Source organism: Bradyrhizobium sp. SRL28 (genome assembly GCF_018596315.1).
In the GTDB taxonomy this organism is placed as follows: domain Bacteria; phylum Pseudomonadota; class Alphaproteobacteria; order Rhizobiales; family Xanthobacteraceae; genus Bradyrhizobium.
The window spans coordinates 160,729-174,447 of record NZ_JAHEAG010000006.1 but is presented as its reverse complement, the minus strand read 5'-3'; the positions used below and the strand labels follow the sequence as shown (position 1 = coordinate 174,447).

General features: G+C 63.8%; 15 protein-coding genes. 6 read left to right on the top strand and 9 right to left on the bottom strand.

From position 1 onward, the window contains the following. Nucleotides 1-26 precede the first annotated feature (26 nt). Entirely contained in the window at nt 27-845 is an 819-nt protein-coding gene (locus KIP88_RS16510; protein ID WP_214488982.1) for a cysteine rich repeat-containing protein, read from the top strand. A 43-nt stretch (nt 846-888) separates the two neighbouring features. Here the strand turns inward: KIP88_RS16510 and KIP88_RS16505 are convergent, their stop codons facing one another. After that, nucleotides 889-1,248, bottom strand: a complete 360-nt coding sequence (locus KIP88_RS16505; protein ID WP_214488981.1) for a hypothetical protein — start codon at nt 1,246-1,248, stop codon at nt 889-891. A 130-nt stretch (nt 1,249-1,378) separates the two neighbouring features. Here KIP88_RS16505 and KIP88_RS16500 point away from each other — a divergent pair, with 130 nt between their 5' ends. The 4 genes from KIP88_RS16500 to KIP88_RS16485 all read left to right on the top strand — a co-directional run bounded on the left by KIP88_RS16500 (nt 1,379) and on the right by KIP88_RS16485 (nt 4,937). Then, nucleotides 1,379-1,603: a cysteine rich repeat-containing protein gene (locus tag KIP88_RS16500; RefSeq protein WP_214488980.1), complete on the top strand. Its 225-nt coding sequence runs from the start codon at nt 1,379-1,381 to the stop codon at nt 1,601-1,603. 149 nt (nt 1,604-1,752) lie between these two features. Further along, entirely contained in the window at nt 1,753-1,962 is a 210-nt protein-coding gene (locus tag KIP88_RS16495; protein WP_214488979.1) for a hypothetical protein, read from the top strand. Nucleotides 1,963-2,187: 225 nt separating this feature from the next. Next, entirely contained in the window at nt 2,188-3,327 is a 1,140-nt protein-coding gene (locus KIP88_RS16490; RefSeq protein ID WP_214488978.1) for an FAD-dependent monooxygenase, read from the top strand. Beyond that, complete coding sequence (locus tag KIP88_RS16485; protein ID WP_214488977.1) at nt 3,324-4,937, top strand: benzoate-CoA ligase family protein; 1,614 nt, start codon at nt 3,324-3,326, stop codon at nt 4,935-4,937. The genes KIP88_RS16490 and KIP88_RS16485 overlap by 4 nt, the downstream gene beginning before the upstream one ends. Nucleotides 4,938-5,141: 204 nt before the next feature. Here the strand turns inward: KIP88_RS16485 and KIP88_RS16480 are convergent, their stop codons facing one another. The 3 genes from KIP88_RS16480 to maiA are packed head-to-tail and all read right to left on the bottom strand — an operon-like array spanning nt 5,142 to nt 7,454. Continuing rightward, nucleotides 5,142-6,323 (bottom strand): 3-hydroxybenzoate 6-monooxygenase, encoded by a 1,182-nt coding sequence (locus KIP88_RS16480; RefSeq protein ID WP_249790829.1) that lies wholly within the window; start codon nt 6,321-6,323, stop codon nt 5,142-5,144. Then, complete coding sequence (locus KIP88_RS16475; RefSeq protein ID WP_214488976.1) at nt 6,323-6,832, bottom strand: MarR family winged helix-turn-helix transcriptional regulator; 510 nt, start codon at nt 6,830-6,832, stop codon at nt 6,323-6,325. The genes KIP88_RS16480 and KIP88_RS16475 overlap by 1 nt, the downstream gene beginning before the upstream one ends. Then, complete coding sequence (maiA, locus tag KIP88_RS16470; RefSeq protein ID WP_214488975.1) at nt 6,822-7,454, bottom strand: maleylacetoacetate isomerase; 633 nt, start codon at nt 7,452-7,454, stop codon at nt 6,822-6,824. Before maiA ends, KIP88_RS16475 begins: the two co-directional genes overlap by 11 nt. Before the next feature lie 111 nt (nt 7,455-7,565). Between maiA and gtdA the strand changes: the two genes are divergently transcribed. Beyond that, nucleotides 7,566-8,606, top strand: a complete 1,041-nt coding sequence (gene gtdA, locus KIP88_RS16465; protein ID WP_214489099.1) for a gentisate 1,2-dioxygenase — start codon at nt 7,566-7,568, stop codon at nt 8,604-8,606. Nucleotides 8,607-8,719: 113 nt separating this feature from the next. Here gtdA and KIP88_RS16460 read toward each other — a convergent pair whose 3' ends face one another. From KIP88_RS16460 to KIP88_RS16440, 5 genes are all read right to left on the bottom strand, one after another. After that, entirely contained in the window at nt 8,720-9,538 is an 819-nt protein-coding gene (locus KIP88_RS16460) for an ABC transporter permease (RefSeq protein WP_214488974.1), read from the bottom strand. Further along, a complete protein-coding gene (locus KIP88_RS16455) occupies nt 9,531-10,304 on the bottom strand; it encodes an ABC transporter ATP-binding protein (protein ID WP_214488973.1) in 774 nt (257 codons plus the stop codon). Before KIP88_RS16455 ends, KIP88_RS16460 begins: the two co-directional genes overlap by 8 nt. 148 nt (nt 10,305-10,452) lie before the next feature. After that, nucleotides 10,453-11,457 carry an ABC transporter substrate-binding protein gene (locus tag KIP88_RS16450; RefSeq protein ID WP_214488972.1) on the bottom strand — a complete coding sequence of 335 codons (1,005 nt, stop codon included), beginning with the start codon at nt 11,455-11,457 and terminating at the stop codon, nt 10,453-10,455. Nucleotides 11,458-11,478: 21 nt separating this feature from the next. Next, entirely contained in the window at nt 11,479-12,843 is a 1,365-nt protein-coding gene (locus KIP88_RS16445) for an FAD-dependent oxidoreductase (RefSeq protein ID WP_214488971.1), read from the bottom strand. A 71-nt stretch (nt 12,844-12,914) separates the two neighbouring features. Beyond that, the gene (locus tag KIP88_RS16440; protein WP_214488970.1) at nt 12,915-13,715 is read right to left on the bottom strand and encodes an aspartate dehydrogenase; all 801 of its coding nucleotides are present in this window, start codon (nt 13,713-13,715) and stop codon (nt 12,915-12,917) included. Nucleotides 13,716-13,719: the final 4 nt, after the last annotated feature.

Below are 13,719 nucleotides of genomic sequence, written 5' to 3'. Positions count from 1 at the left end.
CGGCGACGACAAAAGGATTTATTCAAATGATCAATACGTTGACGCGCGTGAGAAACCTTGGGCCGTTACTGGCGGCCGCGATATTCGCAATTGCAGCACCCGCGTTGGCGCAAGCGCCGAGCGAGGCGCAACGCGACGCCATCAAATCCCAGTGCCGTTCCGATTACATGGCGCATTGTTCCAGCGTGCCGCCCGGCGGCGAGGCATCGCTGCAATGCCTGCAGAAGAACATGTCGAGCCTTTCATCCAGCTGCCAGAGCGCGGTGCGCGCCGTGGAAGCGCCGGCGGCTGCGCCCGCCAAGCCGGCCGAGACGGCGGCGCCGAAAGCAGCAGCGCCGGCGGCTGCAACGGCAGCGCCAGCGAAATCCGCCGAGCCAAAGGCCGCAGCCGCCGCCCCGGCGGGACAGCCGACCAGCGCTCAGATTTCCGCCATCCGCAGCGCATGCCGCTCGGATTATCCGAAGGTCTGCGCGGGCGTGCCTACCGGCGGCGCGCCGGCCCTGCAATGCCTGGAAAAGAACAAGGCGAAACTTTCGGCCGGTTGCGGAAGCGCCGTTGCCGCGGCCAGTGGCGGTGGTGGTGCGGCAACACCCGCGGCAGGCGCGGCTCCGGCTGCAGCGGGAGCGGCTGCCGCCGCACCGGCGGCGCCGACAGTGATCGTGCTGCGGCCGATGCGGCCTCGTGAAGAACTGTTCGTGCTGCGATCGGCCTGCGGCGCCGACGTCCGCTCGATTTGCGGCGGCGTGCAGCCTGGCGGCGGCCGGATCGTGCAGTGTCTCGCGACCAACGCCGCGCAGCTTTCGCCCGCCTGCAAGGACGTTCTGTCCCAGTTCGCAGCGCGATAATCGCGCCCCTGCGGCGGTCCTCGATTGATTCCGGGACCGCCGGTCACTCGCCGCCGCGAAAGGCGAGGATGAGCTGAACGAGCCGTACCGACAGGGCGACATAAAGGATCGCCATCACGGTTTGGTACGCAATATGCCAATTGAGCTTGGCGAGCTTGTAAAGGCCGTCGACAAAATTCAGCAGCAGGAGGATGACGCCGAACAACATGACGCCGCGGCCGACGAGACCATGGCGCAGATAGCCGAACAGCACGATCGCCGGCTCATTGCTCGAGACATGCGCGCCGGCCGATACGATCAACGTCCCGATGATCATCTTCTCGACGTGAGAAAAGATTTCCTTGGAGACCGGCTCGACATGTTCGGAATAGAACACCAGCCATTTGGCCCTGACCTGCGCCATCTGCTTTCCCTGCAACGATGAATGGGAGCTTCACTACAGCGGGTCCGCGATCAAGAAGCAAGAAGGCCGACCATCCTGGTCTGCGGATACTCACGTCAACGATCAGCCGCCTCAGCGAAGGGAGAAACCGATGCTACGCACCGTCCTGACCGCTACCGCCCTGCTCTGCATTGCGCAGACTGCATCAGCGCAGGAGCTGACCGCCGAACAGCGCAGCGCCTGCATGGGCGACTTCGAGAAATATTGCAAAACCGTCACCCCGGGCGGCGGACGCATCATCGCCTGCCTCGCCAAGCAGAGCGACAAGCTCACGCCGGCCTGCAAGAAGGTGCTGGCGGCCGCCGAAAAGAAATGAGGGCACGGCCGGCGTTCATGCCGGCCGTCAACCGAAACGAGATCGGCGTGCGCGCACGCCGCGACAGGTATCCGCAGAACCTTCCGAAACAACTTTCAAAAAGGAACGATCAAGGCTGAACATCAACAGTACAAGTCCGGGAGATTAACATGCGTTACTTGCTGATCATTGCATCCGCCCTTTTCGCCTTCGGCGCCACCATGACCTTTGAGTCGACCGAAGCCAACGCCGTGGTATGCGCCAAGGGCGTCTATCGCGCCGGCTGCGCCGGAGCGCGCGGCGCGGTCGTCGTCCGCAAGCCTGCCGTGGTCTGCAGGACCGTAGTGGTGAACGGCGTGAGGGTTCGCCGCTGCACCTGAGCCCCAGGCATCCAATCGAAGACTCGGTCACGCCGGAGCTGCCGCAGAGCGGACAACCGTTCGCGGACAGAACCGGCGGGCTGAAGCAGGCCGAGAGCCGCCGGCCCTGACGCGGTTGGGCGGGCCGGAGCCTCGTTCCCTGATCATTTTTCTGTAGCGCAAATTTCCGGCGCGGATTAGTCTCCACCTCAAATTAGTAAGTATACTGTCGATTGGGAGGAAGACGTGCGCATCGCCGTCATCGGTGGAGGCCCCGGCGGTCTCTACTTCGCCTATCTCTGGAAGCGGCGTCATCCGGACGCGCACGTCGATCTGTTCGAGCAGAACCCCGAGGGCGCGACCTGGGGGTTTGGCGTGGTGTTCTCCGAACAGGCGCTGGAATTTCTGCGCGCCGACGATCCCGAGACGGTCGATGCCATCACGCCGCGGATGGAGAGCTGGAAGAACATCACGCTCAATCTGCATGGCCAAAGCGTCGAGATCGACGGCATCGGTTTCTCCTCGATCGGCCGGCTCGAACTCCTGACCATCCTGCAGCAGCGCGTGCGCGCGGCAGGCGTCAACGCGCGGTACGACACCACGATCCAGTCGCTCGACGAACTCGCAGGCTATGACCTGATCGTCGCCGCCGACGGGCTGAACTCGCTGGTGCGCCGCGGCTTCGAGAAGGAATTTTGCGCCTCGGTTTCGCACTCGACCAACAAGTTCGCCTGGTATGGCACAGCCAAGCGCTTTGCCACGCTGTCGCAGACCTTCGTGAAGACCGATCTCGGATCGTTCAACGCGCATCACTATCGCTATTCGCCCTCCATGAGCACCTTCCTGGTCGAATGCGACGCGGCGACCTGGCAGACCTACGGCTTCGAGCACAAGACGATCGAGCAGTCGCAGGCGATCTGCGAGGAGATATTCGCAAGCACGCTCGACGGCCATTCGCTGGTGTCGAACAAGTCGGTGTGGCGCAACTTTCCCTGGATCTGGAACGAGAACTGGTCGCACGGCAACATGGTGCTGATCGGCGACGCCCTGCATACCGCGCATTTCTCGATCGGCTCGGGCACGCGGCTCGCCATCGAAGATGCGATCGCGCTGACCAAGGCGCTGGAGGCAGAGACCGAGGTTTCCGCAGGCCTCGCCCGCTACCAGGCCGAACGCAAGCCGATCGTGCAGAAGCTGGTGACGGCGGCGCGCACCAGCGCCGACTGGTACGAACACTTCCCCAAACACATGAATCTCGACCTGATGGATTTTGCTTACAGCTACATCACCCGCTCCGGGCGGATCGCCGACGCGCGGCTGCGCGCGATGTCGCCGGAATTCATGACGCGTTACGAGGCGGAAAAGCAGATTGGGAGCCAGGCATGACGTCAGCAATTTGCGATTTGGTTCCCCGTGACAATCCGGGCGCGCGCGAGATCGGCTTTGCGATTCCGGAAAGCTATAACGCTGGCCGAATCCTGTTCGACAATCTCAGCCAGGGTCGCGGCGGCCGGCTGGCGCTGACCGGCCCCGGCGGCACGCGCACCTACGCAGAGCTCTGCGCCGAGGCCTCGCAATGGGGGCATGGCTTTCAGTCGCTGGGCCTGAAACGCGGCGACCGCATCCTGATGTTCCTCGACGACACGCCGGCTTATCCTGCGGCGTTTTTCGGCGCCGTGCGATCAGGTTTTGTGCCGCTATTGATCAACACCCTGACGCCACCGGATTTGCTGCAGTTCTACCTTTCGGATGCAGACGCGGCGGTAGCCGTTGCGGAGGCCGAGTTCACATCGCGGTTCAATGCGGAGGCCTGCAAGGACACGCCGTTGCAAACCCTGATCGTGGTCAATGGCGCGGCGGGCGAACACGCCGTGCCGAAAGCCCTCATCGCGCAGCAATGGCTGCAGGGATTCTCCACCGATCTGCCGGAAGCCGACACCAGGCGCGACGACATGGCGTTCTGGATGTATTCATCCGGCTCGACCGGACGCCCCAAGGGCATCGTGCATCTGCAGCACGACATGGCCTATAGCGAGCAGGCGTTCGCGCGCAACGTTCTCAAGCTTACGCCGGACGACATCTGCTTCTCCGTGCCGAAGATTTTCTTCGCCTATGGCTTCGGCAACGCCATCACTTTCCCGTTCTCGGTCGGTGCGGCGACGCTGCTGCTGCCGGGACAACCGAAGCCGGCGACGATCTTCGAGGCAATCGAAAAATATCGCCCCTCCGTGTTCTTCGGTTTGCCGACCCTCTATACCTCGCTGACCAAGGCCGAGGGCGCTTCGGCCACGGATTTCTCCTCGCTGCGGATGGCGCTGTCGGCCGCCGAGGTGCTGTCGGCGGAAGTCTTCAACGGCTGGAAGACGCTGACGGGCCTGGAGATCATCGAAGGCCTCGGCTCGACCGAAGCGCTGCACATCTATCTCTCCAACCGCCCCGAGAAGAAAAAACTCGGCGCCGCAGGCCTGCGCGTTCCCGGCTACGAAATCCTGCTCAAGGACAAGGACGGCCGCGAGGTCGGCGACAACGAGGAAGGCATTTTGTGGGTACGCGGCGATTCCAACACGCCGCTGTACTGGAATCGGCCGGACAAATCGGCGGAGACCATTCGTGAGGAAGGATGGATCTACACTGGCGACCGTTTTCTGCGCGATGCCGACGGTTTCCATTTCTTCCGCGGTCGCGCCGACGACCTGATCAAGATATCCGGCCAATGGGTCTACCCGCTGGAGGTCGAACTGTGCCTTGCCGAGCATCCCGATATCAGGGAATGCGCCGTCTTCGCCGCAGAACTACCGGACAGACGCATGACGCTGAAGGCGGTGGTGGTCATGAACAAGGGCGAGTTCGATACCAGAGACACCACGAAGACGCTGCAGGATTACGTCAAGGCAAAGCTGCTGCCTTACAAATATCCGCGCGAGATCCGGTTCATCGCGGAACTGCCGAAGACGGGAACAGGCAAGATCGACCGCCAGGCGTTGATGAAGATGTAGCGAGCAACAAGCACGGCGTCGTCCCTGCGAAAGCAGGGACCCATACCGCGTGATCGATCGATAGGACGCGGTGGCTGACGCTCTGCGTTAATCAACTAGCGCTGTGAGGCTGCTGAAGCGAAGTCGTCTCCCAGCATGCCCAACACACCGGCCGCGGCGTATGGGCCCCTGCGTCCGCAGGGACGACAGCGGAGTTTTTGGCGACTAACTCCCCAACCCCGTCCCGCCATACAGCCACGCCAGATCGCCATACCACTCTTCCGACGTCTTCGCGCCCATGATCGCATTGCGCAGCCGGGCATGTCCGCCTGATGGGTGATAGATGTGCTCGCCGATGGCGCGGGACATCAACTGCACCTTGGCGGTGCGCAGGAAACGCTGCGTGCGATAGGCCTCCAGCGCGACCGCGTAATCATCACGGTTCGCCAGCATGTGTGACAGGCACACCGCGTCCTCCATCGCCTGACACGCGCCTTGCGCGAAATATTGCAGCATCGGATGTGCGGCGTCGCCGAGCAGCGCGACGCGGCCGTCGATCCAACGCTCGACCGGATCGCGGTCGCACAAAACCCACAGCCGCCAGTTCTTGCCGTGCCGGATGATCTCCTTCGCACGCTCATGCACATGGCCAAAACCCTGCATGACCTCCTCGTCGCTGACAGGCTTGCCGGCGACCGGCTCCGGCGCGTCGTTGTGATAGGTGACGACGAGGTTGAACACCTTCCAGCCCGACAGCGGATAATGCACGATGTGGCATTTCGGCCCGGCCCACAGCGTCGCCGCGTTCCAGCGCAAATCTTCCGGCATCTGCTCGGTCGGAATCACCGAGCGGTACGTCGTATGCCCGGATACCCGCGGCGGCCCGTCGGAAACCACCTGCTTGCGGACGTTCGACCACAAGCCGTCAGCGCCAATCAACAGCCGGCCCGTGATGCGCTCGCCATTCGCCAGCCGCGCCGTCACCGACGAGCCGTCCTGATCGTAACCGGTCACCTCGCTACTGACGCGCAACTCGATCAACGCGTGATTCTGGCAGGCGCGCAGAAAAACACCGTGCAGATCGCCGCGATGCACCACCGCATAGGGATTGCGGAAGCGCGAGCGAAACGCATCACCCAGATCGACATGGGTGATTTCTTCGGCGGTCAGCGCATCCATCAGCCGGAGCTGGTCGATATAGACGGCCATGCTTCGCGCGGCCTCACCGACGCCGAGATAGTCGAAGGCGTGGAACGCGTTGGGCCCGAGCTGGATGCCGGCGCCGATTTCGCCGAGTGTCGAGGCCTTTTCCAGCAGGATCGAGCGGATGCCTTTTTGCGCCAGACCAAGCGCTGCGGCGAGCCCGCCGATTCCGCCACCCGCGATCAGGACCGGCTGTGCGTCCATCAGCTCGACTTCCCCAGATGTTCGAGCGCGTCTTCGGCGCGCAGCGGCACGCGCGAGGCCTCGTTATTGAGATCGACCAGCTGCGTCATCAGCGCCAGCAGCGTCTTGCGGTCCGCGGGCTTCAGCGGCTGCAGCATCCTTAGCTGCGCGCGTTCCACCGACGGCATGATGTCGCGCAGCACCGCCGCGCCCGATTTGGTCAGATGGAGCAGCTTGACCCGCTTATCCTCCCGCGACGGCTTGCGCTCGATCAGCGCCTTGCTTTCCAGCCGTTCGATCACGTTGCCGAGCGTGGAGCGGTCGAACGCGATCACCGCCGACAGCCGGGTGGCATCGATGCCGGGATGGGTGTGGATCGCCACCAGCGCCGCATACTGCACCGGCGTCAGGTCGAACGCGCTGCACTCCTCGACGAAGATCGAGACCGCGATCTGCTGCATCCGGCGGAACAGGTAGCCGGGCGCGGTATAGACCGCATCCATGGTGATGGGTGATGGCTTACTCGGCATCGGCTTGTTTGTCCGGCGCGGCATCAGTGAACGCCTTCATTTCCTTCGCCGCGGCCTCGGCCTTGAGCAGGCGCGGATAGGCCGACACATCGACGCCGAAGCGCCGCGCGTTCGCAAGCTGCGGCACCAGGCAGAGATCGGCAATGGTCGGCTTGTCGCCGAAGCAGAACGGTCCGGCCTCGCCCGCGACCAGCGTTTCGCAGGCGGCAAGCCCCTCGCGGTTGACCCAGGCCGCCCATTCCGTCACCTTTTCCTCGGCCACGCCGAGCTGGCGCAGCCGGGCCAGAACCTTCAAATTCTGCACCGGGTGGATATCGCAGGCGATGGCCAGCGCGAACGCGCGCACCTTGGCACGGCGCAGCGGATCCTTTGGCAGCAACGGTGGATTGGGATGGGTCTCGTCCAGCCATTCAATGATGGCGAGCGACTGGGTCAGCACGGTCCCGTCGTCACCCTCCAGCGTCGGCACCAACCCCTGCGGATTGATCGCGAGATAGGCGGGGGCGCACTGTTCGCCCTTGCGAAGGTGATGCGACAGGTGATCGGTCGACAACCCCTTGAGGTTTAGCGCAATCCTGACCCGGTATGCCGCGCTGCTGCGGAAATAGCCATGCAGCTTCATCGGAACCTCCCTCGGATTTTATCGTTTGCCTCGCGGCCTGCATTGACGCTACCCATATTGTAAGTATACTGTCAATCCATAGACGATACAAAAATGACGGGAGGCTTGACCATGGAAGCCGTGCAGAAGACCCCGGAACGCGAGGCGTTCTACAAGAAGATCGACGGCGAGAATCTCTCCGCGCTGTGGAACGTGCTGGGTGACCTCGTCACGCCGGAGCCGCGAAGCGCCTGCCGGCCGCATCTGTGGAAATTCGATTCCATCCGCGACTACATGACCGAAGCCGGCAAGCTGATCACCGCCAAGGAAGCCGAGCGGCGGGTGCTGGTGCTGGAAAATCCCGGCCTGCGCGGCCAGTCGAAGGTCACGACGTCGCTGTTTGCCGGCGTGCAGATGGTGGTCCCGGGCGACGTCGCCCCCGCCCATCGGCACAGCCAGTCGGCGCTGCGCTTCGTGCTCGAAGGCAAGGGCGCCCATACCACCGTCGACGGCGAGCGCACCGCGATGGAGCCCGGCGATTTCGTCATCACGCCGTCGATGACCTGGCACGACCATTCCAACGAAACATCCGAGCCGATGTTCTGGCTCGACGGGCTCGACATCCCGATGGTGCAGTTTTTCGATGCGTCCTTTGCCGAAGGGTCGAACGAGGACCAGCAGAAGATCAGTAAGCCCGCCGGCGACAGCTTTGCGCGCTACGGCCACAATCTGCTGCCGGTCGACGAGAAGCGCAAATCCAAGACCTCGCCGATCTTCAACTATCCCTACAGCTATACGCGCGAGGCGCTGGAGCAGGCGAAGACGCGCGAGGAGTGGGACGCCTGCCATGGGCTGAAGCTGAAATTCTCCAATCCCGAAACCGGCGATTTCGCGATGCCGACGATCGGCACTTTCATCCAGCTATTGCCGAAAGGCTTCAAGACCGCGCGCTATCGCGCGACCGACGCCACCGTGTTCGCCGCGATCGAAGGCAAGGGCCGCACACGGATCGGCGACCAGACGTTCGAGTGGGGCGCGCGCGACCTGTTCGTGGTGCCGAGCTGGCACTGGGTCACGCACGAGGCCGACACCGACGCGGTGCTGTTCTCGTTCTCCGACCGTCCGGTGCAGCAGAAGCTCGATTTGTTCCGCGAAGATCGTGGGAATGCGTGAGGGGTACCAAGAACCGTAGGGTGGGCAAAGGAGCGTAAGCGACGTGCCCACCATTCTTGCGGAGATCGATCTGGTGGGCACGCTTCGCTTTGCCCACCCTACGATTCCCCGCATCACCGCCAGTGCAGCAACCGCGCTTCCAGCACGTTGATCGCCTTCCCCACCGCCAGTCCGAACAGCGACAGGATCACGACCCCGGCCAATAGCTGATCGGTCTGCATCAAATTGCCGGCCTGCAGCACGAACGCGCCGATGCCGAACTGAGCGCCGATCATTTCCGCGCTCACCACCAGCAATAGCGCCACTGACGCCGTGATGCGGAATCCCGCGAGGATCGAGGGCAGCGCGCCCGGCCAGATCACGCGCCACACGATGGCATGGAACGGCACATTAAAACTCTGCGCCATCCGGATCAGGTTGCGCGGCACCGCGTCGACGCCGCTATAGACCGAAATGGCGGTGGAGAAGAACACGCCGAGCGCAATGGTCGCGATCTTCGGCTCCTCGCCGATCCCGAGCCACAGGATCAACAGCGGCAGCAGCGCGATCTTCGGAATCGGAAACAGCGCGGAGATGAAGGTAATGCCGACGCCGCGCGCCAGCGTCGACAGCCCGATCGCAAAGCCTATGATCACGCCGGCCACCGTGCCGAGCAGCCAGCCCAAGCCGATGCGAACCACGGAAGCCGAAATGTGCTGCCAGAGCGCGCCTGACATGGCGAGCTTGTAGATCGCGACCGCAATGGCTGACGGCGCGGGCAGGAACAGCGGATTGACCCAGCCCGCGCTGCCGGCGAGCTGCCACAGCGCAATCACCAGCAACAGCGCGATCCAGCCCGAAGCGCGCCCACCGCCCGGCACAAAACCGGCGCCGCGAAATGCGACCGGCCGGGCTTCGGTTGCGCGATCGTCCTGCGGTGCGCGCTCAAGCATGCTGCACCTCACGCTCGGCATCGATCGCTTCCTCGCGGATCAGCGACCACAGATCGTTCTGAAGCGCCAGCAACTTGCCGCGCGCATCGATCGCACCGCGCTCGGCGCGCGTCATCGGGATTTCGACGATCTCCCTGACTCGGCCGGGACGCCGCGACAGCACCACGATGCGATCGGCGAGCCGCACCGCTTCCTCCAGATTATGCGTGACATAGACCGCGCCCATCGCGCCGTCGGCGAGCAGGCGGATGAAATCCTCCATCAGCAATTCGCGGGTCTGCGAATCCAGCGCCGACAACGGCTCGTCCATCAGGAGAATCGCCGGCCGCACAGCGAGCGCCCGCGCAATGCCTACGCGCTGACGCATGCCGCCCGACAACTGCTTCGGATAGGCGCCGCGGAAATCGGACAGGCCCGTCCGCCGCAACGCGTCATCGACGACGGCGCGGCGCGTGGCCGCGTCAAGCGCGGTATGAACCAGCGGAAATTCGACGTTCGCTTCCACCGTGCACCACGGCAGCAGCGCAAAATCCTGGAACACAAAGGTCAGCGGATTGAGGCTGCCAGCCGGCGGCGCGCCGCGCAGCTCTGCCCTTCCCTCGCTCGGGCGCAGCAGCCCGCCGAGGATCGACAGCAGCGTGCTCTTGCCGCAACCGGAAGGTCCCACGATCGCGACCACCTCGCCGGAGGCAACGGTAAACGATACGCGATCGAGCACGTCGAGTCCGCCGAAGCGGTGGCTGATATGGTCGGCGATCAGGTCCATTGGGTTCCTGGCTGGCTGTAGTTCGTCATTGCCTGCGACAAACGCGAAGCGTTTGCGCAAGGAAGCGAAGCGACGAAGCAATCCATCTTTCCCCGCGCAGAAGCGTGGATTGCTTCGCTTCGCTCGCAATGACGGCATCGGCACACCATCAATCCGCCTTCACATATTCCTTCGCGATGATCGCATCTGCCGCAAACCCCTTGTCGACAAAGCCCTGCTCCTGCAGCCATGCGATCTGGTTGTCGACGTTCTTGACGTCGAGCTTACCGTCCGGATCGATATAGGCGCAGTTGCCGACCACCTGCTCCACCGGCAGGTTGGTGTATTTGGCGATGATTTCGAGCAGCGGCTTTGTCTTGTCGTTGATGTCGGCCTTACCGTCCTTCACGGACGCGAGGATCACATCGTGATATTCACGGTCGGCGCGCACCAGCGCGGCCAAGAGCTTCGTCACCAGCGCCTTGTTGGCCAGCGTCTTCGGCGCGGCAAACACGGCGCCCAATTGCCACGGCGTCTCGTCGCCGACCCAGCCAAGGAATTTGGCGCCACCGGAATCCACCAGCGAGCGCGCGGTCGAGATCGGCAGCAATGCGGCATCGACGGTTTCACCCTTGAGGGCGGCCGCGGCATTCGACAATGACTGCAACGGCAGCACTTTCACGTCCGCGAGTTTGAAACCGTATTTGTCGGCGAGCAGGCCGAGCGAATAGTGAAAGCTGGAGCCGACCTGCGTTACTGCGATGCGCTTGCCCGCCAGGTCTTTCGGCGTTTTCAGCCCGGCCGCGTAGGCGTTGTTGCTGGCAAAGTAGCCGATCAGCGGATAGCCGGCCTTCTCGCGGCTCATGCCGCCGATCACCTTCAGCGTGCCCTTGCCGGCGAGATTGTAGAGCCCGGCGGTGAACGCCGTGATGCCGAAATCGACGTCGCCCGACGTCGTCGCCACCGCGATCGGCTGCGCCGCGTCGAAGAACTTCAGTTCGATATCGAGCCCGGCCTCGCGGAAATAACCCTTGTCCTGCGCGATGAACACCGGCGCCGACGACGACAGCCGGAGCACGCCGATCTTTGCCTTTTGCGCATCGTCGGCCCGCGCAATCCCGCCCGCGGCAATCGCCAACAGGCCCGCCAGCGCGAGCCGTGCAAACTTTGACATCCGGTCTCCTCCGTAACTCGTTTATAGCCCTTCGGGCACGCTCTGGTCCCGCCCGATGAACGCACCCTGTTGTTTCAGGCTTTGTTGCAACTTTTCAACCGCAATGTCGCGCGGAATCGTATTGCCTGACAGTGCCAGCGCCGCTGCCGAACCTGCCGCCTCCCCCATCGCAAAGCAGGCGCCCGAGACCCGCGCCGCCGACTGGCCCTCATGGGTCATCGAGGCGCAGCGCCCGGCCATCAAGAGATTGTCGATGCCTTCGGGCACCAGCATGCGATACGGCAATTCGTTGAAGCCGCGGGATTCCGGGATCGGCGGGAACTTGAAGATCACATCGCCCGCGACATGCTGCTCCATCGGCCAGCCATTGACGCCGATGGAGTCTTCGAACGAGGCGCAGCCGAGCACGTCCTCGCCCGACAGCATGTAGCCGCCGATCACGCGGCGCGTCTCGCGGATGCCGAGTTGCGGCGGAAGGTCGACGATGTAGGATTTTTCAAATCCCGGCACCGTGCGCAGGAATTCGAACGCCTGGACCGCCTGGCGCCGGCCGTCGATCTCGCCGCGCGTCATCTGATCGGGATCGATCCCGCTTATCGCCGTGCCGTCCTCGCGCGCAAGCTGGGTGAAATTCACCCGCCATTCGATCGCCGAGCGCTGCGGGCGGACGATCGCGGTCTTGCGCGGAAACCGATGCGTGCCCGCGGCCTCCGCCTTTTCCATCAGCGCCGGAATGGTGCGCCAGGCCTCACCGGCCTTTTCGGGGTCGATGCCGTTGAGGCGGAACATCATCGAGGGATAGAGCATGCTGCCGGCTTTGTCGCCGACTTCAAACGGCGCACCCGCCCAAGCCGCGAGATCGCCGTCGCCGGAGCAATCGATGAAGATGCCGGCGCGCACGGCCTGTCGGCCCGCCTTGGTCTCCACCATCAGCACGTTGATGCGCTTCTCGTCCTGCATCACCAAGCCGGCGCCGAGCGCATGAAAGAGGATGTCGACCTTGTGCGCGGCGAGCAAATCATCCGCCGCGATCTTGTAGGCCGCGGTGTCGTAAGCCTGCGCGAAAATCTTGCCGAGGATCAGATGCGGCGCGTTGAGCCCGTCGAGCCGGTCGATCCGTGCCAGTAGATCGGAAGCAATGCCCTGCACCACCCGATGCATCTCGCCATGGACATTGGCATGCAGCCCGCAAAAATTCGTGACCCCTGCGGCCGTGCCCATCCCGCCGAGAAAGCCGTAGCGCTCGATCAGGAGCGTCCGGCGGCCGGCGCGTGCGGCGGCCACGGCCGCGGCGATGCCCGCCGGCCCGCCGCCGAGCACGGCGACTTCATATTCGCCGTAGAGCGGAATTTGGCGCGCGGGTTCGGTGATAGTTTTGGCGGGCAAGTTGATATTCCCGGATGGCGTGCGAGCGATAATGTCCCGGACGAGGGACTTTGGCTATTGCGGCGCGACGCTCAGGTTCCGACCTGCAGCGGCGAGGTGAGTTTGCGCAGGGCGGCGATCACCGAGAGCGCGGTAATGCGGCCTGTCTTCGGGTTTTCCGACGGGACGTTCTCGATCGACATCGTGAACGAAGCTGAATCGGCATCGACCCTGATCTGGTGGCAGTTGCGCGTCACCGCCGGATCAGCCCAGATTTCGATCGTCGTGCGATCGGGCCCAATCCCGGCCAGCGACAACGCCGCCACGACATTGACGTTGGCCGGAAAGGCCGCGGCCGCGTCGCGCGCCGAACCCTTGAAGACGCACAGGGCCGACTTTACCCCCTCCATCGAAATCCCGTTCGCGACGAGATAGGGCGCGCCGGCGAGACCTCCGGGCGGCTTGCGCGTGACCATCTGCACCGAATGGATCGTGCCCTCGGCGGCAGCCGAAACCGCATCGAAGCCAATCAAGGCGCCGGTCGGTACGATGATCTGACCGCCATGCGCTTTGGCCAGTTCGATGAGATCGGGACGCGGCAGCAGTGCACTGGCGCTCAGCACCATCACCTGCTTGCCCGCGCGCAGCATCGGCCGGCAGATCTGGTCGAGGATGTCAGCCGGCGCGCATTCGACAACGAGGTCGGCGCGGGCGGGCAGTTCATCGAGCGAAACCAGCGCGCAGGTGATGCCTTCGCGATCGAGCCACGCCTTCGCCTTTTCGCGATCCCTGGTCGCGATCGCCGCAAGCGAGAGGCCCGGTAGCCCCTGCGCCAGCTTGCGCACTAGGGTTCGGCCGATCTCACCGAGTCCGGCAATGGCAATGCGCTTCATTGGC

Excerpts from the sequence above, each read along its gene's own strand:
- KIP88_RS16450 (WP_214488972.1), bottom strand. The coding sequence starts at position 11,457 with ATGTCAAAGTTTGCACGGCTCGCGCTGGCGGGCCTGTTGGCGATTGCC.
- KIP88_RS16480 (WP_249790829.1), bottom strand. The coding sequence starts at position 6,323 with ATGGACGCACAGCCGGTCCTGATCGCGGGTGGCGGAATCGGCGGGCTC.
- KIP88_RS16510 (WP_214488982.1), top strand. The coding sequence starts at position 27 with ATGATCAATACGTTGACGCGCGTGAGAAACCTTGGGCCGTTACTGGCG.
- KIP88_RS16455 (WP_214488973.1), bottom strand. The coding sequence starts at position 10,304 with ATGGACCTGATCGCCGACCATATCAGCCACCGCTTCGGCGGACTCGAC.
- KIP88_RS16460 (WP_214488974.1), bottom strand. The coding sequence starts at position 9,538 with ATGCTTGAGCGCGCACCGCAGGACGATCGCGCAACCGAAGCCCGGCCG.
- KIP88_RS16440 (WP_214488970.1), bottom strand. The coding sequence starts at position 13,715 with ATGAAGCGCATTGCCATTGCCGGACTCGGTGAGATCGGCCGAACCCTA.
- maiA (WP_214488975.1), bottom strand. The coding sequence starts at position 7,454 with ATGAAGCTGCATGGCTATTTCCGCAGCAGCGCGGCATACCGGGTCAGG.
- KIP88_RS16495 (WP_214488979.1), top strand. The coding sequence starts at position 1,753 with ATGCGTTACTTGCTGATCATTGCATCCGCCCTTTTCGCCTTCGGCGCC.
- KIP88_RS16505 (WP_214488981.1), bottom strand. The coding sequence starts at position 1,248 with ATGGCGCAGGTCAGGGCCAAATGGCTGGTGTTCTATTCCGAACATGTC.
- KIP88_RS16485 (WP_214488977.1), top strand. The coding sequence starts at position 3,324 with ATGACGTCAGCAATTTGCGATTTGGTTCCCCGTGACAATCCGGGCGCG.
- gtdA (WP_214489099.1), top strand. The coding sequence starts at position 7,566 with ATGGAAGCCGTGCAGAAGACCCCGGAACGCGAGGCGTTCTACAAGAAG.
- KIP88_RS16500 (WP_214488980.1), top strand. The coding sequence starts at position 1,379 with ATGCTACGCACCGTCCTGACCGCTACCGCCCTGCTCTGCATTGCGCAG.
- KIP88_RS16475 (WP_214488976.1), bottom strand. The coding sequence starts at position 6,832 with ATGCCGAGTAAGCCATCACCCATCACCATGGATGCGGTCTATACCGCG.